At 46.4% G+C, this 23,026-nt stretch carries 21 protein-coding genes; 5 read left to right on the top strand and 16 right to left on the bottom strand.

Going from position 1 to position 23,026, the window contains the following annotated elements; all coding sequences use genetic code 11:
* Positions 1–18: 18 nt before the first annotated feature.
* From NSS75_RS04235 to NSS75_RS04205, 7 genes are all read right to left on the bottom strand, one after another.
* Positions 19–954, bottom strand: coding sequence for a hypothetical protein (locus NSS75_RS04235; protein ID WP_339236122.1), 936 nt, complete (start codon positions 952–954; stop codon positions 19–21).
* A gap of 14 nt (positions 955–968) precedes the next feature.
* Positions 969–2,132, bottom strand: coding sequence for a glycosyltransferase family 2 protein (locus NSS75_RS04230; protein WP_024120529.1), 1,164 nt, complete (start codon positions 2,130–2,132; stop codon positions 969–971).
* Between the two features lie 28 nt (positions 2,133–2,160).
* Entirely contained in the window at positions 2,161–3,072 is a 912-nt protein-coding gene (locus NSS75_RS04225) for a putative nucleotide-diphospho-sugar transferase (protein WP_024120528.1), read from the bottom strand.
* Positions 3,073–3,094: 22 nt separating this feature from the next.
* Positions 3,095–4,063: a GDP-mannose 4,6-dehydratase gene (locus NSS75_RS04220; RefSeq protein ID WP_024120527.1), complete on the bottom strand. Its 969-nt coding sequence runs from the start codon at positions 4,061–4,063 to the stop codon at positions 3,095–3,097.
* Positions 4,064–4,069: 6 nt separating this feature from the next.
* On the bottom strand, positions 4,070–4,834 hold the full coding sequence (locus NSS75_RS04215) for a glucose-1-phosphate cytidylyltransferase (RefSeq protein WP_059293866.1): 765 nt from the start codon (positions 4,832–4,834) through the stop codon (positions 4,070–4,072).
* A 240-nt stretch (positions 4,835–5,074) separates the two neighbouring features.
* Complete coding sequence (gene ltaS1, locus NSS75_RS04210) at positions 5,075–6,994, bottom strand: lipoteichoic acid synthase LtaS1 (protein WP_024120525.1); 1,920 nt, start codon at positions 6,992–6,994, stop codon at positions 5,075–5,077.
* Positions 6,995–7,447: 453 nt separating this feature from the next.
* Complete coding sequence (locus NSS75_RS04205; RefSeq protein ID WP_339236116.1) at positions 7,448–10,636, bottom strand: bifunctional cytochrome P450/NADPH--P450 reductase; 3,189 nt, start codon at positions 10,634–10,636, stop codon at positions 7,448–7,450.
* Positions 10,637–10,785: 149 nt separating this feature from the next.
* On the opposite strand from NSS75_RS04205, the gene NSS75_RS04200 reads away from it, so the two are divergent.
* Entirely contained in the window at positions 10,786–11,856 is a 1,071-nt protein-coding gene (locus NSS75_RS04200; protein WP_339236114.1) for a DUF3900 domain-containing protein, read from the top strand.
* Between the two features lie 33 nt (positions 11,857–11,889).
* Here NSS75_RS04200 and NSS75_RS04195 read toward each other — a convergent pair whose 3' ends face one another.
* On the bottom strand, positions 11,890–12,999 hold the full coding sequence (locus tag NSS75_RS04195) for an FAD-dependent oxidoreductase (protein ID WP_339236111.1): 1,110 nt from the start codon (positions 12,997–12,999) through the stop codon (positions 11,890–11,892).
* Positions 13,000–13,160: 161 nt separating this feature from the next.
* Between NSS75_RS04195 and NSS75_RS04190 the strand changes: the two genes are divergently transcribed.
* Positions 13,161–13,664: a MarR family transcriptional regulator gene (locus tag NSS75_RS04190; protein WP_339236108.1), complete on the top strand. Its 504-nt coding sequence runs from the start codon at positions 13,161–13,163 to the stop codon at positions 13,662–13,664.
* Positions 13,665–13,843: 179 nt separating this feature from the next.
* Here NSS75_RS04190 and NSS75_RS04185 read toward each other — a convergent pair whose 3' ends face one another.
* The 3 genes from NSS75_RS04185 to NSS75_RS04175 all read right to left on the bottom strand — a co-directional run bounded on the left by NSS75_RS04185 (position 13,844) and on the right by NSS75_RS04175 (position 15,796).
* Complete coding sequence (locus NSS75_RS04185) at positions 13,844–14,488, bottom strand: Bax inhibitor-1 family protein (protein WP_010333322.1); 645 nt, start codon at positions 14,486–14,488, stop codon at positions 13,844–13,846.
* 115 nt (positions 14,489–14,603) lie between these two features.
* Positions 14,604–14,771, bottom strand: coding sequence for a YezD family protein (locus NSS75_RS04180; RefSeq protein WP_024120518.1), 168 nt, complete (start codon positions 14,769–14,771; stop codon positions 14,604–14,606).
* 155 nt (positions 14,772–14,926) lie between these two features.
* A complete protein-coding gene (locus NSS75_RS04175) occupies positions 14,927–15,796 on the bottom strand; it encodes an STAS domain-containing protein (RefSeq protein WP_024120517.1) in 870 nt (289 codons plus the stop codon).
* Between the two features lie 197 nt (positions 15,797–15,993).
* Between NSS75_RS04175 and NSS75_RS04170 the strand changes: the two genes are divergently transcribed.
* The 3 genes from NSS75_RS04170 to hmoA all read left to right on the top strand — a co-directional run bounded on the left by NSS75_RS04170 (position 15,994) and on the right by hmoA (position 17,407).
* Positions 15,994–16,524 (top strand): hypothetical protein, encoded by a 531-nt coding sequence (locus NSS75_RS04170; protein ID WP_198097559.1) that lies wholly within the window; start codon positions 15,994–15,996, stop codon positions 16,522–16,524.
* Positions 16,525–16,619: 95 nt separating this feature from the next.
* Positions 16,620–16,982 carry a VOC family protein gene (locus NSS75_RS04165; protein WP_024120515.1) on the top strand — a complete coding sequence of 121 codons (363 nt, stop codon included), beginning with the start codon at positions 16,620–16,622 and terminating at the stop codon, positions 16,980–16,982.
* A 101-nt stretch (positions 16,983–17,083) separates the two neighbouring features.
* The gene (gene hmoA / locus NSS75_RS04160; protein ID WP_024120514.1) at positions 17,084–17,407 is read left to right on the top strand and encodes a heme-degrading oxygenase HmoA; all 324 of its coding nucleotides are present in this window, start codon (positions 17,084–17,086) and stop codon (positions 17,405–17,407) included.
* Positions 17,408–17,443: 36 nt separating this feature from the next.
* On the opposite strand, the gene NSS75_RS04155 is transcribed toward hmoA, so the two are convergent.
* The 5 genes from NSS75_RS04155 to NSS75_RS04135 all read right to left on the bottom strand — a co-directional run bounded on the left by NSS75_RS04155 (position 17,444) and on the right by NSS75_RS04135 (position 22,985).
* Entirely contained in the window at positions 17,444–18,139 is a 696-nt protein-coding gene (locus NSS75_RS04155; RefSeq protein WP_024120513.1) for a DUF421 domain-containing protein, read from the bottom strand.
* A gap of 75 nt (positions 18,140–18,214) precedes the next feature.
* Positions 18,215–19,558, bottom strand: a complete 1,344-nt coding sequence (gene lplD / locus NSS75_RS04150) for an alpha-galacturonidase LplD (RefSeq protein WP_101860604.1) — start codon at positions 19,556–19,558, stop codon at positions 18,215–18,217.
* Between the two features lie 8 nt (positions 19,559–19,566).
* The gene (locus tag NSS75_RS04145; protein ID WP_339236101.1) at positions 19,567–20,454 is read right to left on the bottom strand and encodes a carbohydrate ABC transporter permease; all 888 of its coding nucleotides are present in this window, start codon (positions 20,452–20,454) and stop codon (positions 19,567–19,569) included.
* Positions 20,455–20,467: 13 nt separating this feature from the next.
* Complete coding sequence (locus tag NSS75_RS04140) at positions 20,468–21,424, bottom strand: sugar ABC transporter permease (RefSeq protein WP_095714387.1); 957 nt, start codon at positions 21,422–21,424, stop codon at positions 20,468–20,470.
* A 52-nt stretch (positions 21,425–21,476) separates the two neighbouring features.
* The gene (locus NSS75_RS04135) at positions 21,477–22,985 is read right to left on the bottom strand and encodes an extracellular solute-binding protein (RefSeq protein ID WP_101860624.1); all 1,509 of its coding nucleotides are present in this window, start codon (positions 22,983–22,985) and stop codon (positions 21,477–21,479) included.
* Positions 22,986–23,026 lie beyond the last annotated feature (41 nt).

The raw sequence follows: 23,026 nt of genomic DNA, 5'->3' as shown, positions 1-23,026 counted from the left end.
CCGCCTGGCAGGGGTTTTTTAATCAAGCTGTATAAAATGAGTGTCCGGCACCGCGTGCTTCGGGATAAAGCCGTCCGCAAAGTCCGGAAATGCCGCCTGTATTTCGTCAATCCATCTTTTCAGGTTTAACACATACGGCATATAAATCATTTCAATTGTCGCTTCGTCTTCAATGCGGTAATACCAGCAAAGATTAAATTCGTTCTCCGTCACCAATGTGAATCCGGAGAAATGATAGAAAATCAGCGGCGTTTCATCTAGATAAACGCGGCCGTCCTTTTGAGTCACCTTATAGTTTTCTATATTCCAAAGCGCCGTATTGGCTCCGGTTGATTTGACAACATGCACACCCTGATACTGTGCCGGCCACTTCTCCACATACCTTTGATCGCCGTACGTCTTTCTTTTCGTATTCATTTCCACCGTGCAATATTCAATGCAATCCTGTCTCCACTGCCACACCGCTTTATAGGCTTCTTCCGTATTCCGGGCGCCGACAAAGCCTGTGTTAAAACGCCCGGTCCGCTCATAATAAGACATGAACCGCGGCGAGTTGCGGTGATCAGTCAAATACAGTGAAGCCGCCGGATTTTCGGCAAAAATACGCGCTGGATCAGAAAAGAAAAACAGATCGGTATCCATATGGGCATAATAATCGGCGTCATCCCACTGACTCATGACATGGAACAAAAATGCGGGCTTCAGTGTCCAGCAATACTCATGGAACGTTCTATTGCTTTTCGCTTCCAATAGCTCCGGATCTTCCATTTCATGAAGCTGCACAAAGGTGACATGCTCCCATGGCACGTGCTGTAGCAATTCATATGCCTTCTGATCAACACACAGCACATATAAATGAAAATCATCGCAATGCTCATGGAGGGAATGAATCATAGGCATCAGTTTAAAGATGTGCGTCCTTGACACTATTGTTGAAAAATGAAATTGACTCACCATACCACATCCATTTATCTAAGATCCACGTGCAGTAAATCATTGACAAGCGCATACAGTGCATTGGCAAAATCGTTCACGCCAAGCTTCTTCTTCGCTTTTGGCAGAAGCTTTTGAACGGCTTGCAAATCAAAGCTTTTCGCAGTCACCCGCGGTGTTTTTTTCTGCCAATCCGGGTCCAGATTGCGATCCTTCACGACATGGAGCAGCTCAAGAAACAGATGCAGCAGCATGTCGTATTTCTTCGAGTCCAGCAGCTTATGAATATCAGCCATAATCCTGTTGGTCATGTCCGGAGGGAATGGGCCGTTAAAGGCAAGATGAACGTCTAATGACTGAATGTTGTTATATTTGTCGCACATATAGGCAATGTTTGCTCTGATATCGTCTACTGACTGACAATTGCTCGGGTGCTCCTGATGAACGCTGACAATATCGCGGTGCAGCCTGAACGTGAGTCCGGCCTGATGGAGCCTGATCCCAAGATCATAATCCTCAAACCCGTACCGCACAATGCCTTCGTCAAACAAACCGAGATCAGCCACATGCTTTCGTTTTACTGATGAATTGTTTGTGATAAAAAAACGCCACGGCATATGGTAGCCCTTTAAGTCATCGCCGTATTCATCCAGTATCCGCTTCAGCACGTCAATAAAATCGGTATCAAGGTCAAAGCTTTGATCCAGAAAGCTTTCGTTTTTGATATCAGCTTCCGCCAGAAGCTTTTGTTTGTCTTTTTTCGGCATTTCATCATATAATTTTGCGAGCTGCTTCTTATGTTCATCTTCAAAGCGCTCATAATAATAGCTGTAGATCCTTTTCCAAAATAAACCGCACACGACAAGATTCTCTTCGTTTTCATGCGCTTTGATATGCTTTGCCACAAGATCCTTGGCAGCAAGCATATCGCTGTCATGGAATATCAGAATATCTCCTCTGGCATTGCGGACCGCCTGATTTCTTCCGTATGCAATGCCCCTGTTTTCTTTAATCCGTACAAAAATCAGCGGAAAGTCCGCTTGAAACGATTTGAGCATCGAGAGCGTCCCGTCCTCAGAGCCATTATCTGCTACGATGACCTCAAACTCTTCATCGCACTCCTGCTGGTTTAAAGACAGAAGGCTGTTATAGAGGCGCTCCTTTGAATTATATGCAGGAATAATAACGCTTGCTTTCACTTCATTTTCACTTCCTGTATTTAATCATTTATTTGTTATCATCTTTTGAAGCAAAACCGTTAAATTCAGGGTCAAGCGCTTTGATATGCTGAATGATATGCGGCAGGGTCTGCTGGTACAGCTCATGCACAAACGGCAGGTCTGTGCGTGTTGTTTCGTGAATCTGTTTGATTTCATTGATGCTGACGATTCGATATCCGCTGAAATGATAGAAGATCAGCGGGTTTCCATCTTCCAGCACAATTCGGCCATCCTTCCAGGAAAACGTATGCTGTCCGTAATTCCAATGGCCGATGTTCACACCTGGTGTCGTAATGTCACACACATTCGGAAACAGCTCAGACATATAATCCAAATAGCCCTGATCCCCGAATTTCCCTTCACCCGGCGCATTTTTACACTCCTCAAGACAGCGCTCCTTCCACCACTCCAGACAGTCCGTTCCTGCTTTATCATGTTTAAAGCTGATAAAGCCCGAGTTATATCTGCCTAACAGACGCTGCAGCATATCAATTTGCTCTCTTTCAAAGGAAGGGATGATAATATCGCCCCGGGAAAGCAGCACCGAGCAGTCCGGCTGGTTCGAAAATATCGGTGACGGGTCGGTGTAGAAAAATAAATCTCCGTCAATATACGTCACCCGTTCCAGCTCGGGATTGCTGTTCAGCACAGCTTGCAGAAAGATCGGCTTCATCGTCCAGCAGTATTCGCTTTGATCCCGTGTATCCTTCAGCTTCAGGAGCGTTTCATTTTCAAGCGCTGCCACCGGTACAAGTGTCAGCTGCTTCAGATTCAATTTCTGCAATACGCGGTGCGTGTCATCATCCATACAAAGCGTAAAAATGGGGCTGTCTTGATCGACTTGCGCTAAAGACTTAAATAAGGCAACTGCCTGATATAATCTTCCTTTTGATAAAACGGTGCAATAGGCGCTCGTCACGGTATGTTCACCTCATTTCGCGTTACTTTTTGAAGAATTCTGTATACCACGCAATGGTTTTTTCAAGTCCTTCATCAATGGTGTAAGCAGGTGTCCAATTCAGCAGCTTTCTCGCTTTTTCCGCAGATAAATATTGGTGCTTGATTTCATTGCTTCCCTGATTCAGCACCTTCGGCTTTAGATTGCTGTTCATTTTCTTTAATATTTTCTCGACTAACTCAAGTACAGTCAGCTGAATCTCATTGCTGAAGTTAAAGGCTTCCCCGGCGAGATTGTGTTCCTCCATTTTCTCCGCCAGAAGCAGATAAGCCTGAACGGCATCTTCAATATAGAAATAGTCGCGGACAAAGGTGCCGTCGCTGCGGATTTCGGGAGCTTCCCCGTTCAGCACAAGCTGAATCGTCTGCGGAATGATGCGGTTGAAGTTCAAATCCCCGCCGCCGTACAGATTTCCGCAGCGTGTGATACAGACCGGCAGGCCATAGGTGTGAAAATACGTATGGCTGATCAGATCCGCGCAGCTTTTCGATACGTCGTACGGATGCTTGCCTTGCAGCGGCATATCTTCATCGTACGGAAGGTTTTCTTGATCGCCGTATGCTTTATCGCTTGACGCGACAATGACACGCTTGATTAACGGATGCTTCCGGCAGGCCTCAAGAACATTCCACGTGCCGAGAATATTCGCTTCAAAGGTTGAAACCGGGTTGCGGTTCGCTACGCCGACAATCGCTTGTGCAGCGAGGTGAAACACCGTGTCGATTTCATACTCGCCAAGCGCGCGTTCAATCACAGGCAAGTCTTCAAGAGCGCCCTGCACGATGTTCATTTTCTTCACATGTTCTCCCTGATAAAGATTGGACTGAGGCACATGATCTCTGACAAGCCCCGTCACGTTTGCGCCCTGTTCGATCAGCTCTTTCACCAAATAGCTTCCTAAAAGACCTGTACAACCCGTGACAAATACGTTTTTATTTTTCCAGAAACTCAAATCAGTTCACCATACCTTCCATACATGTTGTCCTTGATCCCACAGCTTGTTGACTTCCAAAAGATTTTTATACGTATCGATTGCCGTCCAAAATCCGTAATGGCGATACACGGCAAGTTCACCGTCTTTCGCAAGGTTCTTCAGCGGTTCATCTTCGAACATGGCGTTCCCGTCCTTCGGCAAATAATCGAAAACCTTTGGATTGAGAACAAAAAATCCGCCATTGATGATGCCGTCACTCGATGTCTTTTCAGAAAATGTTTTCGCTATGCCATCCTCAACCGTCAAGGTGCCGAACTGCGAGACTTTATCAATGCCGGTGACAGTCGCGGCAGCACCCTTTGTCTGATGATAGCTGATGAGATGAAAAAGATTGATATTGGCCAGCCCGTCCCCATAGGTGAGCATAAACGTTTCATCGCCGATGTAGTCCTTCGCCTGCAAGATTCTTCCGGCTGTCAGCGTGTCTTCCCCTGTCTCCAAAAATGTGATTTTCCACGTTTCAGGCTGTCCCAGCATCTGCACCTCTCCTGTAGAACTGTCGAGCGTGAGGCTGTTGTGCTTCCATTCGTAATTCAGAAAATATTCTTTGATTTTTTCTCCTTTGTAGCCTAAAAGCAGAATAAACTCGTTCACTCCGTAGTACTGATAGATTTTCATAATATGCCATAGAATCGGTTTTCCGCCTATCATGGCGAGCGGTTTAGGAAGTTCATTCGTGACCTCACTCATTCTCGTTCCTTTTCCGCCGCAGAGAATGACCGCTTTCATCTCTACCCCTCATCTCTATGAATATTGAGTTCGAAACCTTGGTACCTCCTTACAATCTATCAAGGCATTTCCCCGATAATTTGTCCGATTCCAATACCGGTTTCAAAATCTACTGTAATGATATGAGAGAGAGGCGGCCTTGGTGACCAAATGGAATCTATTTTTTCAACTTGGTTATGTAACCACACAAAAAAAGAGCCCTGAGCGCGGCAATGCGCCCGCTCAAGGCTCTTCTTTGTCTTATTCGATATCTTTTTCCTTGCCGTAATGATAATCAGAAGGATCAACGGCTTTAAAGTCACTGAGTTTGTGGAATCTCAGCAAGTCTTTGTAAAGGACACTGTCTGAAAGCTTCAGCTGCTGTGTCACTCTCGTTTTCAGGTTCTTCGTATCTTCATTCGCTTTTACTTCTTTACCTGTCTTCGTATCATAGATAATATTGTCGACAGATGTGTACTTCGGCGTTACAAAGTCGCCGTTTCTAAACGCCACTGTGTCGTCGTGGTCTTTAGAGAATAAATCGGTACCGAAGTTGATATATTTCTCAGAATCAATACCTTGCAAGTGAAGAAGTGTCGGCATGACGTCAATTTCGCCGCCATACGTATGGTTCACTCCGCCTTTTTTGCCAGGAATGCGGATCATCAGAGGCACACGCTGGTTTTGTGCGTTTTGATAATCTGTGATCTCTTTTCCGAGAATTTCTTTCATCGCGCGGTTATGGTTTTCAGAAATCCCATTGTGGTCACCGTAAATCATGATGACTGAGTTGTCATACAGACCTGCTTCCTTCAGTTCCTTGAAGAATTGCTCAAGGGACTCGTCAAGGTAACGGGCAGTCTGGAAGTAGCTGTCGACTGTATTATCGCCAGTCGTCGCTTTCTTAATCGTCGCGTCTTTTTCATCCAAGTTAAACGGATAATGGTTTGTCAAGGTAATCAAATGCGCGTAAAACGGCTTTTTCAGAGATTCAAGTTTTGGAATCGATTCTGTAAAGAACGGCTTATCCTTGAGCCCCATATTAATAATGTTTTCTTCTGACATGTCATACGTGCTTGCGTCGAAAAATTTGTCATAGCCGATATGTTTGTAAATCTGATCGCGGTTCCAGAACGATTTGTAGTCACCGTGCAGGACGGCGCTTGTATAGCCTTCCTTCTGATCCAAAATCGCAGGAAGCGACTGGTATGTGTTTTCGCCTTTTGTTACAAATGCGGAGCCTTCCGGAAGACCGAAGATCGAGTTATCCATTGTCAGCTCGGCATCAGATGTTTTACCCTGACCTGTCTGATGGAAGAAGTTATCGAAGTACGTGACGTCTTCGCCGCCGTGGGCCAGTTTATTTAAGAATGGCGTAACTTCTTCACCGTTCAGCTTGTAATCAATCAGGAACGACTGGAAGCTTTCCAGGTGAATCTTAATGATGTTTTTGCCTTTGGCAGAACCAAAGTACTCAGCGTTCGGCTTCGCGTAATGTGACGTCGTGTAATTCTCGACACTTGTCAGATCATCGCTGCTTGCATACGCTCTTTGCGTTTCTGTTTGAGCCGTCTGCACACCGTCATAGATGGTGTAATTGTAAAGACCTAAGTATTTTACGATATAATTGCGGTCAAATGTTCTTGTCAGCAGCTGCGGGCGGTCTTTTTCCGCAAAATGCAGGTTGATGAAAAACAGTGCGACCCCGGAAAGGATCACCAAAGACGCAAAACGTTTTTTCATTTTGAATCCTTTGAATTCAGGTCTCCAGATCAGTACCGCAATCAAGATGATAATATCTAAGAAATAGAAAATATCATGACCGGCCATGATGCTGAAAATACCGTCTCCCATGTTTCCGACGTTGCCGGACTGTTTAATGTTCGGGAACGTTAAGAAATCATCAAAGAAACGATAGAATAAAATATTTGCATATAAAATGAACGTCATCACAAAATCAATAATCAGCATGATAATAGCCGATTTTCGCCCTTTCGCAAGCAAAGCCAGTCCTAAAAAGAAGACGGCGCTTGAGAACGGGTTAAACACCAAAAGGATTTCTTGGGTTGTGCCTTTTACCCCAAGGTTAAACTCTGTTTTGTAGGATAAATACGTTTTTGCCCAAAACAGTATAACAGCCAACACAAAAAAGCTAAGTTTGTAAGAAAAAAGTTTCTTCATGGCAACCTCTACTTTCTTAAACACTTTAAGTCTTTATTTACTTTTACCTTCTCTTTTATCCTGTCTTTCAATTCCTTCTTTCCAAACAAAATCAAGGCATCACACAACAAATAAATATACCGCGCTATACCGGGATATTTACGTTTTGCACCATACCATTTCTATTACACCTATTTCAAACCAAACACTGGACGAAAGAAGCCCTCAATTCGTTTCACTTTTTTTCTCGTAAATAAAAAAGGTTTCTTTTGTCATGCCCGCTTTTGGAAAAAAAGAAATAGATACCGAGTATAAGAATAACATAAACTAGCAAAAACGAGAAATAGGTCTTAAGGACAGCCCGCCCATCAGGCGGACTGTGGTTATTGTATGCACAGACGTTTAGCGAGATCACATTTTTTTAAAAAGGACATAACAAAAGGACTGGATCTTTCCAGTCCTTTGTAAAAACAATCAAATCCCTGACCAGACATCCTTTGCATACATGCCTGTTTCCTGCAGATGTTTGAGCCAGTTTTGCGCTTCTTCTTCACTGGTGCCATGAACAGACTGATATGCGTTTTGCAGCGCGGCCTCCACATCAGGCGCCATCCTGCTGCCGTCACCGCATACATAAAGCCGGCCGCCGCGGTCGAGGATCGAAATTAAGGTTTCCGCATGTTCCGCCATGAGGTGCTGAACGTACGTTTTCGGTATGCCTTCTTTACGGGAATAAGCCGTGTGCACAGTAACAATTCCGTCTTGTTCAAACTGCTTAAGCTCATCCCGGTAAATAAAATCGCGGTCATTTCTGCAGCCAAAATAAAGATGGGCTTCGCCGAGCGTTTTTCCCTCGCGTTTTAAAGCTGACCGAGCTTGCAGGAATCCGCGGAATGGCGCAACCCCTGTTCCCGGCCCCACCATGATGATTGGTGTTTCAGGGTCTTCCGGGAGCTGAAATCGGGATTCCGGTGTGCGGACAAACATCACGACATCATCTCCCGCCTTCCGCTCCGCCAAGTCATTCGATGCCACTCCGCGATATTCGCCGCGGCTGCTCCAAGCCGGCCCGCGCACAACGCCTACAGTTATCGAGGCTTGTTCCGGATTCACCCGCGGAGAGCTTGAAATCGAATAATACCGCGGTTTTAACGGGCGTAAAAGCTCTAAAAACCGTTCAAACGGCATTTCACATGCTTCATATTGTTCGAGCAGATCCAGCATGGAAATCCGTTTTTTCAAAATTTGTTCCTGATAAACGCCCTCTTCCGTCATATCTTCCAATTCACGTTTATGAGGCGGACAGACGGTAAATGCGGCCAGCTCGCGTATTTGCGCCCTTGTTGCCGCTTCCTGCACCTCGACGCTGTAGCTGAGCAGATCATGCAGGCTGACAGGCCGATCCAAAGGCAGATGCCCGGAGCTGCGCCCGCTTGCCGTCAGTGTAACTTGGTCAGTTCCTTTTAAGCCGAATCTGTGAAGAATCCGGCTGACATTTGTCCGGCTGTTCCTTGGCAGAACGCCAAGGTGATCACCTTCCCGGTATTCGACGCCAGAAGGCAGCGCAATTTCAATATGGCGGGTGCTGCGCCCACTGTCTGCGGACTGGAGTTCACGATTTTCCGCAATGGATGCGTGAACCGCTTCATACGACCGGGCTAATGGGGATTCTCCCAGCCCCATGACAAACTGAAGGCTCAGCGTACTTCTCTCCTTATCAGCGTTTTCATTAAGCTCGAGTCCGAAGGCTTTGATGGCGTCCGACCACATGCTTTTTTTCCACTGGTCAAGCTGTCCTTCAAAATCACCGCTCACATCGCCCTCTCCGCGTGCAGAAAAACGGGTCGCCCCTTTTTCCGCTAGCTGCTCGTCAATCGTTCGGGGTACGTACTGATACGTGCTTGCCCAGTTATGATCTCCGCAGCCAAACACCGCATAATGGACACCCTCAAGCTCACCCGGCTGTATTTCTTCAAGCCACTGCACAAACTGCCCCGCATTGCTTGGCGGTTTTCCATTGTAGGAAGAGGTGACGATCACAACGGCTCCCTCTTTCGGCAGCTTTCCAATCTGATCGTTCAAGGGCGCAACCTCAGTCCTTACGCCGTGAAGACTGGCTGTATCTGCAAGCTCCCGGGCGACGCCTTCCGCAGTGCCGGTATCAGAGCCGTACAGTACGAGAAGCGGCCGGTTGTTGAGACCGATAACCGATGCACTTTTCGTTTCCTGTTTGCCCTTTTGTTCATCGTTGTGCGCCGCTTTTTCCTCCGACGGGACACCGGCATGAATCGCTTCCTGATTTCGCGTTTGAACCCGGATGTGAAAATCACCGGGCTTAAGTGTCAGCGTTTGCTTGATATCAAGCTCATAATTCTCATGATCAATCAAAGTGAAATATTTTAACATCATGCCCAGCACAAGTGTAGCCTCATGCAGGGCGAACTGCATGCCAATACAGGCTCTCTGTCCATTCCCGAACGGCTTGTAAGCATGATGAGGCACTTGGTCCTGATGTTCGAACCGTTCTGGACGGAATTCCTCAGCATCCTCTCCCCAAGCGTCTTGATCGCGGTGAAGCTGCGGAATCAAGACAGAAATTCTGTCCTTGGTTGTGATCGGATATTTTCCGCCAATGACCGTATCTTCCTTCGGATAAAGGCTGAAAGCCGGAGCCGTCGGCCATAGACGCAATGATTCATTTAAAATCATCCGGATGTATTTCAGGTCAAGCACTTGTTTATAGGTCGGCGCTGCATCCGTCAGCACCCGGTCGACCTCTTCATACGCCTTTTTCAATTTGTCGGGATGCTTCAATAAAAAGTAGATCGCAAACGAAAGCAGACCGCTCGTTGTTTCATGGCCGGCAATTAAAAATGTAATGATCTGAAAACGGATGTTTTCATCATCAAGCTTTTCCCCGGTCTCCGGATCTTCCACCTTCAGCATCCGGGCGAGCAAGTCTTTTTCATCCTGGTCCCCATCCGCCTTGCGCTCTGCAATAATGCTGTCGACTAACGAAAACATCGTTTGAATATCGTGCTGGAATTGGCGCTTGGTTCTGACCATGAGTTTATCTTGAACATCAAGCCGCTGCATCTGGTGCATCGCTTCATCCAGCGCGCGCACCATGCTGTTGATAAACGGATGAGGCGTTTCTCTGTAGTAGCTGTTAAAACGATAGTTAAATCCGCATAACCCGATCGTGTCCAGCGTCAGCCGGGTCATATCCGCAGGGACGTCGACTGCTTCATTCGGATTGAGCCTGGCCCACTTTTGAATCAGCTGAACAGCGATATCGACCATTTTTTCATGATAATCCTTCATGGCCCGCTGGCTGAACGTCGGCATCAGAATGTTGTGCGCTTTTCTCCAGTTGGGCTCATGCGTCCAGCTTGTAAACAATCCGTCACCGGAAAACGCGCGAACTTTTTCCAAAGCGCCTTCAATGCTTTTATCGAAACGCTCTTCATCACAAACTTCTTTCACGAGTTCATGGCCGGACACCACAATTGTCGTGCCCGCCGGTGTGTGAATTTGAAAAATGGGGCCTTGCTCTTCTGCCAATTTGATCAGTGACAGGGTCGGTTTATCTTTATCAATTAAAGGAAGATTGCCGAGCGGTCCAAACGTCTTCGGCTGAGGAATCGGGCTTGTTTCCTTCATCGAACCATTCCTTTCCGTATGTAATGCTTTCTATCTGACTACATTTCCCTTTCATGGTGACGATTATTCCATTTCTCTGATTGACGCCTGATCATTGTTTTTTCTATACTTGAGAAGCTGTACAATACGCAAATAAGGTGAGTTCATATATGGATTTTGAAATTCGATTTTTATCCTTTTATGTCATACAGGTGGAGGGCAAGGATGAGCAGGCTAACAAGCAATTCAAGCACTTCCAGACCCTTGATACAGAGGAATTTGAAGAAAGCGAACTGAAGGACTTTCTTGACGGAGAGCTGAAAAAAATCGTCAAACGGAAAGCCGACCGCCATCCGCAGTCCGAGCAGGTGCCGACGAAAATCGGCCATTTTATCGTCGAACCCGGCCACGAGCTGGATTCCAACCCGAACTACAACATGTTCAACCGTGCGCGCCTGGCGGAAACAAAAGAGGACTTTAACGAGCTGAGCGAACAGTTCGTCCGCACGTACCTAGATACAAGCGCGGTCCGCGGCGGTGTGTTCTTAGTCGCTTCGGCTGTGCCGAGAAAGTACTTCGACGAGTCATTTGTCTTCATTATGAAATGTGATTTTGAGCCGAAGATCGCCCGCATCTCAGACGCATCTTCCCTCATTAAAAAAGTCGAAATGGCCATCACGACAAAAAACATGAAGAGCATCCAATACCCGTTCATGCCGGAGGAAGGAATGGTCGAGGAAGGCGAGCTGAAAATCCACCAAGCCTCGCACGCCCGCTATTTTGAGGATTTCCTGAAATTCGTTGAGTACGGCGAATCAATGCCGGAAATCATGAAAACCCAGGTCATGAACATGGTGCAGGAGCACGTCTATGAGACATTTGAGGACAACAGTGAAGAGCTCAAGCAGTTTGAACAAGACATCGAAATCTGGGAAGCGAGCGAAAAACGGGAAATCCAAGAACGCCTCGACACGCATCAAGTGATCGAAGCCTCCGCCCAGATTATCGAGCACACGCCGGAAGCCGAGCTGAAAATGAAAGTCGGAGAAACCGAGATTAAGGGATTGCTAGCTGATTTTGGCGAATCGATTCATCTTGCGAAGGTGAACGGGCGCTATGTCGCGCTGATTGAAGCCGAGACGATTTCGTTTGAGAAGGGCAGTTCGCCGGTGGAGTTTTATAAGCCTGAGGGGCTGCATGAGGTGATTGAGCGGATACGGAATAAAACAGAGCAAGAATAAAAAGTCCAGAATTCAATTCTGGACTTTTCCTATTTAATATCCTTCTCTCAACACCGCATAGCACTCCCCGATCAGCTCTTCCGCTCCCGGATGGCCTTTCAGCCCGCGGCGGACGATTTCTGAAGATAAGTCCTGCACTTTGAGCGCTCTTGGCGCTCTTCTTTCGAAGTATGCCTGAAATGCGGTTTTGATGCCGTCGTGGTTTTTGAGTTCTTCGGCGAGGACCATGGCATCCTCGATGGCCATTGCCGCTCCTTGTGCGAGGGTCGGCGCTCCGGCATGGGCGGCGTCTCCCCCGATGACGACGCGGCCTTTGTACCATGGCTCCTGTACTGCGACTTGCTCCAGCTTGTTAAAAATGACGGGATGCTCTTTTGACATATGCTTTGTGACAAAATTGAGCCCCGGAAAGCCTGAGAGGATCTCTTTGACTCTATCAAACCGGGTCTCTTCCTCATCCCAATAATCGCTCGCGCAAGGCTGAAGGACGAAAACATAGCCGGCGTGTTCCGCAAGCGGCACGACGCCGATTTGTGTCTCTCCGCTTCTAAACATCAATGTCGCGTCCTCAAAGGTATAATCGGGAAGTTCGATATAAAAGCGCCACGCCCCCATGCCGAGAAACTCTTTTTCTATTTCTTTTTGCAGCATGGCATCCCGCACAATGGAATGAATGCCGTCAAAGCCCGCCAGAATGTCGGCCTGCACCTTTTCTCCATCATCAAATACAGCGGTAACCGCTTCAGGCGTTTCTTCATAAGCCACAATCTTTTTCCCCCACAAAATCCTTGCACCCGAAGCTTCGGCATGCTTGATGAGAATATCATTTAACGTTTTTCGCAGAATATTATTGCGGCCCGGAAGCTTATCATCTAAGAAAGACTCACTGACTTTGAATAATAGATTCCCCTGCTTATCAAATGTTTTAAACCACGCTGTTTGAAATCCATGCACGCAGCACTCTTCAAATACGCCCAGCTCCTTTAACACCGCCCGTGCGTTTTGCGGCTGGAGAATCCCTGCGCCGGTCTTGCGGTTTTCTGCAGCCGCTTCACATAAGGTGACGGAAAAACCTGCTTTACTGAGAGAAATGGCTGCCGACAGCCCGCCGATTCCGCCCCCCGCAATCAGTATATGTTTCATGTTGATAACCACCTTTTCAGTTCTCTGTATGTAGTTAGGCACCTAACTATATTACCTTACTATGTGCGGCAAACAGCTGTCAATCATCTCCAACACGGGTTGCGTTCTGATTTTCCCTCCATTATAATCGTGTAACGACAAACGTACGGGAGCTTATTGTGATGGAATTAAAACATTTACCAAAATACAAGCATATAACAGAACATGCCGAGACATATTCCAATGTGGACGCCGGTTCTCTTGAATTATTTTTATCTTTGTTTGATATCTCGAAAAAAATGAATCATGTGATGGAGCATTATTTCGCCAGACGCGGACTGTCTGAAGGAAAATTTAAAATCCTGATGCTTTTGTTCGACGCAAAGGACCACACGTTAAGCCCGACGGAGCTCGCCAAGCAATCGAACGTCACGAAAGCTACGATTACCGGCCTGCTTGACGGACTGGCGAGGGACGGATTTGTCCGCCGCAGGCATCACACCGAGGATAAACGAAAAATGAGTATCGAGCTGACAAAGGAAGGCAAAGAACGGCTGGAGCAATTTCTGCCCGGCCATTTCAGCAAGATTTCCGCTGTCATGGAAAACTACAGCGATGAGGAAAAAGACATGTTCGTGAATATGCTGGGCGATCTTTTTGAAAAGCTGAGCGTGTTTAAAGACTAAAAAACCCGTCTGGTCTGGACAGGCTACAGCGTTTTTCCTTAAACACGGTGACAAATATCGCTGATTACAAACACAATGCCGATCAGAACGGATGTAAAAATGCCGGACACCATTGTCACGCTATTGTACATAAATAAAAATTACAAAAAGCGCCTATCTCAATGACAGGCGCTTTCTGATTAATCATCACTGCTTAAAATGCCAAAGAAGCGAAGCAGGTTGATGAACAAGTTGATAAAGTCAAGGTACAGCGATAATGCCATAACCGGAATTAAGTCCTCCGTAATATCGCGGTGTTTGATTTGGTTCAAATCATACAAGATGTAAAGGGAAAAGACGATGGTTCCAATAACGGAATACGCCATCATCGCCGCGGAATTCAGCGGGCTGAAGATGCTGAAAATGCCAACCGCAATTAGTGCGATGAGCGCTACGAGCAGAAACGACGACAGGAACGATAAATCCTTCTTCATTTTTGCGCCGATTGTACCGAGCACAGCAAAAATTAAAAATGTAGATCCGAACGCTTCAAGTACCACATAGGCGCCGGCTATTGAAGCGTAGTGGCTGACAATCGGAAATAGGGTAATGCCGGAAACGAAGGCGAATGTATAAACAAACGCATACCCGACCGCTTTTCTTCTGCGCATCCAGAAGGCGATAATAATCATCGCCACTTCAAGGATCGAAAGCGGCAGCATCAAAGCGACAGGAATAAACTGGCCGATGTACAGCCCGACGGTTGCGATCAGCAGTGTAAAGATAAACACTGTCAAAATGCGCTGCATGATCGAATGCTTACTCTCATGAACTGTAGCTTGCATGTCAAAAATCCTCCTAAGAAATGATCTTAAAGGTCTATTATATAAAAAATGGATGAAATATGTATATGTTTTAAGGAGAATTTAATGTCGAACAAAAACCTTTTAAACACCTCTGTTACTTCGATTCTTTGCTTTTCAGTGAGAAACGGTGCTTTTCGACCTTCTCAATCTGTGTGACCTGGGAATCGTGTACGGTGATTTGAACGGTGCCGAAATCCAGTGTTTCCAACGAGCTGATAATTTTTTCAATCACTTTCGGATCAACGGTTGTTTTTGAAACCAATGACCTTCCCCCCTGTTCGGTTTTAATTCACAGTATTCTTATAAGAATTATAATATTATGTTTTTTCCAATAAATCAATGGTGATTTCTATTCACATCAAAAAGGCATATGATCACCTCATCAAGGGGCGGTCATATGCCTAATCAGATTTCATCTTAGTTTTGTTCCAATTCCTCAACAATACAGCGGACGCCCATGTTTTCAAGCGCCTGCTTCAGCGTGCCGTATGTTTCATATTCACTGAAATCAAGCCCTAATTGAATGGATGTTTGGGCGACATCCGGCCGAATGCCTGAAAATACGGCTTTGACGCCAAGTAAGAAAAGTGTTTTTGACAGGTTGTACAATTGCTGTGCAACCATTGTATCCACAATCGGGACGCCGGAAAGATCGACAACAAGACTTGTGATTTTTCTCTCAATGCATCGGACCGGCACTGTCTCTAAAATCACCTGCGCACGTTTTGTGTCTACAGAGCCAATCAGCGGCAATATGCCGATTCCATCCGCAATGGAAATCACCGGACAGCCTAATTCACTGATCAATTCCTGCTGAGAAGTGAGCCTCATCAGCATAAATTTTTGATACTGCTCGGAAAACTCAATAATCAGCTTATCGAAAGACTGATTCACAATACGGTTCCAGCGGTCAGCATCCTCATTTGTGACGATATCCCGATGCTCTTTTATAAACGTAACGACAGCATCCCAGAATGCGATTCTTGAATTTGATATGGCTTCGACGACCTCATGCACCGGAACATCTTGCTCTACTCTTTTTTTCGCAACATTCAGCGCCCATTTTGCCATATTGTCTTGAAATTCGGTTTGTTCCTCCAGGAATGCACTTGCGATTGTTATATTCGTAAACGTATGCTGCTCTGTCAAAAGCTTTTTGGTTTCTTCACTTAAATGCTCGGCGGAATATAATTCGCCTTGCAGCTGACTTCGTAAACTGAACCATTTCTCAGTAATGTCAGCCGTATGGTCTATGATATATTGATATAGTTTTTGATCGATATTCACGGTCTGTCTCCTTTTTCATAATAGAAGCTCTTATATTATAAAATTATAAATCGGAATTGTGAATGGGACTAGGGAAAAATGGATTGATTCTGCACAATGAGCGCATGCCAATTTCATCCATAGGCAGATTCACCAATATAAGCCCACTCTCATATCCTGTCAAATGTACAGTTTACTATGAGAAAGGACGTTATGATATGTATTATGATCCATATATGTATGATGGGCCGATCTATGATCCATGGTCTCCAGTAGAATATGATTACCGCTACCCAGTTGGATATCCAGGGCCTGGTATCGGCGGAGGCGCCGTACCCGGTATTGGCGGGGGTGCTGGGCCTGGTATTGGCGGGGGTGCCGTGCCTGGTTTTGGCGGAGGCGCTGGGCCTGGTATTGGCGGGGGTGCCGTGCCTGGTTTCGGCGGAGGCGCTGGGCCAGGTGTTGGAGGCGGGGCGCCGCAAGGTCCTCCCCCGCATAAAAAGCCGGCAAAACCGACAAAGCCTCAGGGCTTGCATGGGGCAGCTTATTTAGTTGAACCCGTTCTCATTCAGCCTTGTCTCTTCCGTTTTACCTATGTTTGGTTAACCAACGGCAGCTCATTTTGGTTCTATCCAGTCATTCTTGGAAGAGAATCCGTCGGCGGCTTTTATTGGGATGCCTCACACCACCGCTGGTTTTATTACGCATTGGACACAAAACATATAGATGTCGTAAGCTGCTCATTTTAATGGTAAATCAGCCGGTTCTCCCGGCTGATTTTTCTGTGTTACTTCAGCTTTATAAAGGTTATGATATACATATCTATTGAATTGGAGGTTTCCCTATGATCAAACAAATCGGCACTGTGGCTGTATATGTTGAGGATCAGCAGAAAGCGAAGCAATTTTGGTCGGAGAAGGTGGGTTTTGACATTGTGGCGGACCATCCGATGGGGCCAAACGCAAGCTGGCTGGAGGTCGCGCCCACGGGGGCACAGACTCGTTTAGTCATTTATCCGAAAGCGATGATGAAAGGCGCCGAACACATGAAGGCTTCTATTGTCTTTGAGTGTGAAGACATCTTTGGTACATATGAAAGAATGAAGGCAAACGGCGTAGAATTTCTCAGTGAGCCGAACCAGATGGAGTGGGGCACCTTTGTTCAATTTCAGGACGAGGACGGCAATGAGTTTTTATTGAAAGCATAAGTGTGACGGCGGAGAAAATGCTCCGCCGTGCTCTTTTTTTGACATTGAGAATGAATTTCATTTACAATAACGGATATATGAGCGTGATTGGAGAGAGATAAATGTTTGTTCAGTTAAGAAAAATGACGGTAAAAGAAGGCCATGCTGATAAAGTGATCGAACGTTTCAGCGCTGAAGGAATCATTGAAAAACAGGAAGGCTTAATAGATGTGACCGTGCTTGAGAAAAACGTCCGCCGCGGCGATGAGGAAGTCGTTGTCATGATCCGCTGGCAATCCGAAGATCACTGGAAACAGTGGGAAAAAAGCGATGCGCATATCGCCGGTCATAAAGCGAACAAAGGCAAGCCAAAGCCTGACTATATGATCAGCACTGAAGTGAGCATGTATCACGTGAGAGCTGTTAAACAAGGGACTCATCAATAACGAAATAGAGCTTGGGCTATGCCGCAAGCTCTTTTTTCATGAGGATCTGCTTTCTTCAAATGTGATAGCGTACAGCGGTTTATTAGGATGCCATTCAGCAAATAATACATCCTCAATCTTTTCAATCCCCTGCTTTTTTAGCGTTTGCTTCAGCCACTGTTCGTCTACCCCTGCTTCTCGCAGGTTGTCATACACAATCTCCCCATCAAGAATTAACGTGGTGGGCAAAGACACATTTTGCTGCGGAAGATTCATATCTTTTCTCGTCGGATTGCCAAAATCGGATTTCTGAAGAACGCTGACCATCCCGTTTGTTTCTAATATGGCATATTCCACTTCCTGTATGGAAAAGCAGCCGGCCTGCCTTAAAAGGCTCTGCAGCTGATTAATGTCGAGCTTGTTTTTCTTCAGCATTTCATATTTGAGCTTTCCATTATGGATGACGATATTCGGTTCACCTTCCAGGAATTTTCTGGACCCTTTTACTTTTTGGGTAATGAATTCAATCATATAAATCAGCAGCCCCCACAGCAGCGAAGCGAAAATAATCTCTTTGATCTTAATTTCATGATCGTACACTGCATTTCCGACCAGTTCCCCTAAAATCAATGCAGAAATAAAGTCAAACGGAGTGATTTGAGAGAATTGGGTTTTTCCGAGAAACTTCAAAATGACAAATAAAATGCCCAAACCGCAAACTAATTCTACCGCTACATTGAGATAATCTCCCATGTTGATAGCACCTACTTCTTAAGAGCTACTATCATTATGGTCAACTGCACGTTTTCTAAACGGTCACTGCTCCTATTATAATATCGGCTGGTGCTTTGAAAGCATGTCGTCAAAAAGCTGCTCCGCATCACGGCGGTCGAGCGTGACAAGCGGGTCATTGAGAAACGCTTGAAAAGCGAGGCCGCGGTCCTTTGTTAGCCCCGCTTCCGCCACTGCCTCCTGATTGGATACGTGTCGTGCCGCCAGCATTTCCACACCCTTCGGCAGCGCTCCGGAAACAATCGGCTGGACACGGTTGCGGGTAATGAATGCGTTTGTTTCCACGATCGCATCTAATGGGAGATGAGCGACCTGGCCTTGATTCGGCAGATTCACATTTGTTACAAGTTCGCCCAGTCCGAGGAGCGCCGCAATGATATTCACGCCCTCTTCTCCTGATGCTTTCCTCTCAACACCCTGTTTTTGCTGTGCCATGTGGTCCGTTTCTTTTTGTTTCCGGTCTCTGTCCTGTTTTCTGAAGGATATGGGTGTCAGGTGAAACTTCCATGTCTCAGGCTGTTTGAGATAACAACCGGGGAAAAACTCAGCCAGATGCCTGTCACCGGCAGCGGGGATGGCACCGTACGTTTCAAATAAATCGAATGCAATACGGTGAGCAGAGCGAAATACACTGTCCTTCCAGCTTTCCCCCTCCAGCTCATAGCCGGATTCGGCATAATGCGCACAGAAATCATGGAAAACTGGCAGCAGATCAATATGCCGGTAAGAAGCTGCTGTGACCCATGTAAAATGGTTAATGCCCAGCACATGAACATGGACGTCTTCACGCCGCTTTACCTCTAGTCCAAGCCTATCTGTAACCATCTCCGCCAGCAGTTTTTGCGTGCCGAATACTTCGTGGCAGCAGCCGAACGCTTTTATGCCCGGAAACACTTTATACAGCGTTCTCGTGCAAATAGACATTGGGTTTGTATAATTGATGACCCATGATTCGGGGGCGTAGTCTCTTATTGCCCGGGCAATTTCTGCAAACATCGGAACGGCCCGCAAACCTCTCATAATTCCCCCCGGTCCGACAGTATCACCAACTGATTGATAGATGCCGTATCGCTCAGGCAGATGAACGTCCGTTTCCATGTCATCCAGAGTGCCCGGCAAAATCGAAATAATCACGATATCCGCACCGGATAATACCTTTTTCAAAGTAGAAACCGCCTCGTACCGCCATCTGCCGTCTCCGTTGTTATTGCCGATGATTTCATTTTTCTGCGCCGCTTCAAAATTCAGATCATAGAGCGCCACCGTGCCTGACATTCGGTCATCAAGGGACAAATCGCTCATCAAGCTTCGGGCCCAGCCTTGGGAACCCCCGCCGATATAGGCGATTTTGATCTGATCTAACGTACTGATATGAAACACTCCCTTTCTCAGCCTTTCACAGAACCGATCAGCATTCCTTTGGCAAAATGTTTTTGTAAAAATGGATAAAACGCCAAAATCGGTATGGTCGCGATGACGATGACAGCAAGCTTAATCCCCTGCTCCGGCGGAATGGTATTTTGCATCGTATCGCCATTGGTCGCCGTTAAGTCCGATAAAATCGTGACCTGGCGGAGCACCATTTGCAGCGGCCATTTTGCACTGTCATTGATATATAAGAGAGCATGGAAGAAATCATTCCAAATTCCGACCGCATAAAACAGCGCAAAGGTGGCAATGACCGGCTTCGACAGCGGCAAAGCGATCCGCCAAAAAACGCCGATTTCTGAACAGCCGTCAATTTTTGCTGATTCCTCAAGCTCCTGCGGCAGCTGCTGAAAGAAGTTTTTGATAATAATGAGGTTAAACGGATTGATCGCCATTGGCAGGATCAACGCCCAATAGGAATCCAGCAATCCAAGTGATTTGACAACAAGATACGTCGGAATCATCCCCCCGGAAAACAGCATCGAGAAAATCACCAGGTTTAAAAGCAGATTCCGTCCCTTCACATGCCGCTTCGCCAGCGGATACGCCATCGTAAAGGTGAAAAACAATTGCACGGCTGTCCCGACTACAGTGATGAAGATGGATACGCCCATACTTCTGATAAACGTCGGTGTCGAAAACACATACCGATAAGCGTCAAGGGTAAAGGTTTTCGGGAAAATAAAGAAGCTGCGCTGAGCAAGCTCAGCTTCTGTCGCAAAGGAACCGGCGATAATATACAAAAACGGCAAAATGGTAATCGCGCCGACGCCGCCAAGAAACAAAATGTTGCAGACGTCAAATACCCGTCCGGCTTTTGTGTTGTGCATCGTGTGAATGTCAGCCATACCTCTCCCTCCTCTAAAACAATCCTTCCTGATCGAACTTTTTCGCGATGTAATTGGCACCGAAAATTAAGATAATCCCGACAACCGATTTAAACAAACCGACAGCTGTGCTGTAGCTGTACGCGCCTTGGGTAATCCCCATCATGTAAACGTACGTGTCGAAGATGTCAGCCACGCTGCGGTTAAGCGAGTTTGTCATCAAATACACCTGTTCAAAACCGATATTCAAAAAGCTTCCGATCCTTAAAATCAAAAGAACAATGATGGTGCTTCTGATTGCCGGAAGCGTAATATGCCACATCCGCCTAAACCGGCCGGCCCCATCCATAATCGCCGCCTCATATTGCTCCTGATCCACCGTTGCCAAAGCGGCGAGAAATAAAATCGTTCCCCAGCCTGTCTCCTTCCAGATGCTTTGCATGACAATCATCGGCCGGAACCAGTCAGCGTCTGATAAGAAAGAAATCTGATTCCCTGTCAGGCTCATGACCATTTTGTTGATGACCCCTGTATCGACTGTAAAGAAAACAAAGGTGATGCTGACCACGATTGTCCATGAGACAAAATGGGGCACGTAAATAAGGGTCTGAATGCACCTTTTATACACAGCCTTCCTCAGCTCATTCAACAGCAAAGCCAAAATGAGCGGCGCGGGAAAGGCAAACAGCAGATCAAGGCTTGCCAGCATGAGCGTGTTGCGCAGCAACCGGAAAAAATCCGGATTCATAAAAAAATCTTTAAAATAATCAAGACCGACCCATTCGCTTTTCCAGAAGCCGAGATATGGCGAATAATCCTTAAACGCGATAAGCACGCCCCACATCGGCAGGTATTTGAAAATCAGAAAATAAAGCAGACCGGGAATAAGAAGAAGATAAAGCCATTTGTCTCTTTTGAGCGCAGCCATCCAGCTGATGCCTTTTCCAGCAGTGAGAACTGGTGCGTTTCCCTTCTTCGGCACCGTTTCCATATCTGTTCTCCTTTCGTGATACCGGTGCGCCCTGAACGGCAGGCGCATCGGTTTATTTTGACGATTGATACAATTTGTTTAAGTCCTTCATCAGTTCATTGCCGCCGCTGTTTTCCCAAAGCTTCACCGCATCCTTGAAGCCTTTTTCATCGATTTCTCCAATAATAAATTGCGTTCTCGCATCAAGAATGATGTTGTCAAGCTGGGCTCCTTTTTGGGTATATACATCGGATACAAGCGACTCAGCCGGGTTAAAGACGGCTATTTTTTCTCCTTCAGTGATGATGTCCTTGCGATGCTGGAAGAGCTTTGTTTTCTGATCTTCGATGTAGTACTCGCTTTTCGGGATGGACATGCTGAACTGAGCTAAGCCTTCATGCTCATACAGAAGGGATTTGTTGTTTTTTTCAAGAGAAGTGAATACGCCGTCCTTCAGCTCATAATTACGGCCCTCGACTCCGTTGTTGGTCAGAATCTGTGCTTCCTTATCGTTCAGCTTATCAAGGAAGGACAGCACCTCTTTCAGCTCTTTTTCCGTTTTCACACTTGATTTTGGTATCGCGATCATGCCTGAATATCCTGATGTCGGGAAAGTGCGCTTGCCTTTTGGTCCTTCTACTGTGCCGACGATATCAATGATATCCTTGTTCGACTCATCCGCTTCTTCCATGGCGCTTTGAATTTGCGACGCTCTGGAGCCTGTATCAACGATGACACCCGCTTTTCCTTTTACAACCGGGTCATTCCACTTCGCCGAATCCATAACAGCGAAATCCTTGTTGATCAAGCCTTCATCATACAGCTTCTTAAAGAAGGTGAGCGCCTCCATATATTCCTTCGTTGTAAAATCAGGCACCAGCTTCCCGTTTTCAACGCCGTAGCGATTCGGGGCGCCGAACCAGATTTGCAGAACATCCCACGGGCTTCCGTTGCCAAGCCCCATCCATTTCGGCACGACCATGCCGTACGTATCGTCCTTGCCGTTTCCGTCAGGATCTTTTTCCTTAAAGGCCTTCAGCACTTCATAAAAATCATCAAGCGTTTCCGGCATATCGAGCCCGACGTTTTTGAGCCAGTCGGTTCTGATGATCATACAGGCTCTGATCAAGTCTCTCGATCTGTAGACCCCATACACCTCGCCATTTACCGAGCTGTTCTTGAGTATCTTTTCATCAGCCTGGCTTACATTCTTGTAGTCTTTTAAATAAGGAGACAGCTCCCAAAAAGCACCCGCTTTGACAGACTTAATAAAGCCGGCTGACTTATCTTTAATCACAATCGCATGCGGCATCTCTCCAGAGGCCATGACGATGTTAAATTTATCGTTGTAGGAAGAATCAGGCACCCATGTGACCTTAATATCTTTGCCTGTGTATTTCTCTAACGCTTTTAATGACGGGCTTTTATCACTCGGGCTTTCCGGTGACAGCAGCGGCGCCATGATGTTGATCGTGTTTTTTGAATCGCTCGCTGAATTGGATGTTTCTGAATTGCTGCACCCGGCTATCATCATGGCAGCGAGCGGTAAAGCGAGCCATTTTTTTCGTATTCTTTTTTTCATGATGCGTAAGTCCCCCTTTTTCTCCTTTTTCATTTCTCCTT

The organism is Bacillus sp. FSL K6-1012 (genome assembly GCF_037964915.1).
GTDB lineage: Bacteria > Bacillota > Bacilli > Bacillales > Bacillaceae > Bacillus > Bacillus halotolerans.
Note: the sequence above shows the minus strand (reverse complement) of the source record. Positions and strands in the feature narration are given on the sequence as shown.

What these genes read in the sequence shown, in the direction of transcription:
- ltaS1 (WP_024120525.1), bottom strand. Translation starts at nt 6,994, where the DNA reads ATGAAGAAACTTTTTTCTTACAAACTTAGCTTTTTTGTGTTGGCTGTT.
- NSS75_RS04165 (WP_024120515.1), top strand. Translation starts at nt 16,620, where the DNA reads ATGATCAAACAAATCGGCACTGTGGCTGTATATGTTGAGGATCAGCAG.
- NSS75_RS04185 (WP_010333322.1), bottom strand. Translation starts at nt 14,488, where the DNA reads ATGCAAGCTACAGTTCATGAGAGTAAGCATTCGATCATGCAGCGCATT.
- NSS75_RS04170 (WP_198097559.1), top strand. Translation starts at nt 15,994, where the DNA reads ATGTATTATGATCCATATATGTATGATGGGCCGATCTATGATCCATGG.
- NSS75_RS04155 (WP_024120513.1), bottom strand. Translation starts at nt 18,139, where the DNA reads ATGGGAGATTATCTCAATGTAGCGGTAGAATTAGTTTGCGGTTTGGGC.
- NSS75_RS04140 (WP_095714387.1), bottom strand. Translation starts at nt 21,424, where the DNA reads ATGGAAACGGTGCCGAAGAAGGGAAACGCACCAGTTCTCACTGCTGGA.
- NSS75_RS04195 (WP_339236111.1), bottom strand. Translation starts at nt 12,999, where the DNA reads ATGAAACATATACTGATTGCGGGGGGCGGAATCGGCGGGCTGTCGGCA.
- NSS75_RS04215 (WP_059293866.1), bottom strand. Translation starts at nt 4,834, where the DNA reads ATGAAAGCGGTCATTCTCTGCGGCGGAAAAGGAACGAGAATGAGTGAG.
- hmoA (WP_024120514.1), top strand. Translation starts at nt 17,084, where the DNA reads ATGTTTGTTCAGTTAAGAAAAATGACGGTAAAAGAAGGCCATGCTGAT.
- NSS75_RS04205 (WP_339236116.1), bottom strand. Translation starts at nt 10,636, where the DNA reads ATGAAGGAAACAAGCCCGATTCCTCAGCCGAAGACGTTTGGACCGCTC.
- NSS75_RS04200 (WP_339236114.1), top strand. Translation starts at nt 10,786, where the DNA reads ATGGATTTTGAAATTCGATTTTTATCCTTTTATGTCATACAGGTGGAG.
- NSS75_RS04135 (WP_101860624.1), bottom strand. Translation starts at nt 22,985, where the DNA reads ATGAAAAAAAGAATACGAAAAAAATGGCTCGCTTTACCGCTCGCTGCC.
- NSS75_RS04190 (WP_339236108.1), top strand. Translation starts at nt 13,161, where the DNA reads ATGGAATTAAAACATTTACCAAAATACAAGCATATAACAGAACATGCC.
- NSS75_RS04145 (WP_339236101.1), bottom strand. Translation starts at nt 20,454, where the DNA reads ATGGCTGACATTCACACGATGCACAACACAAAAGCCGGACGGGTATTT.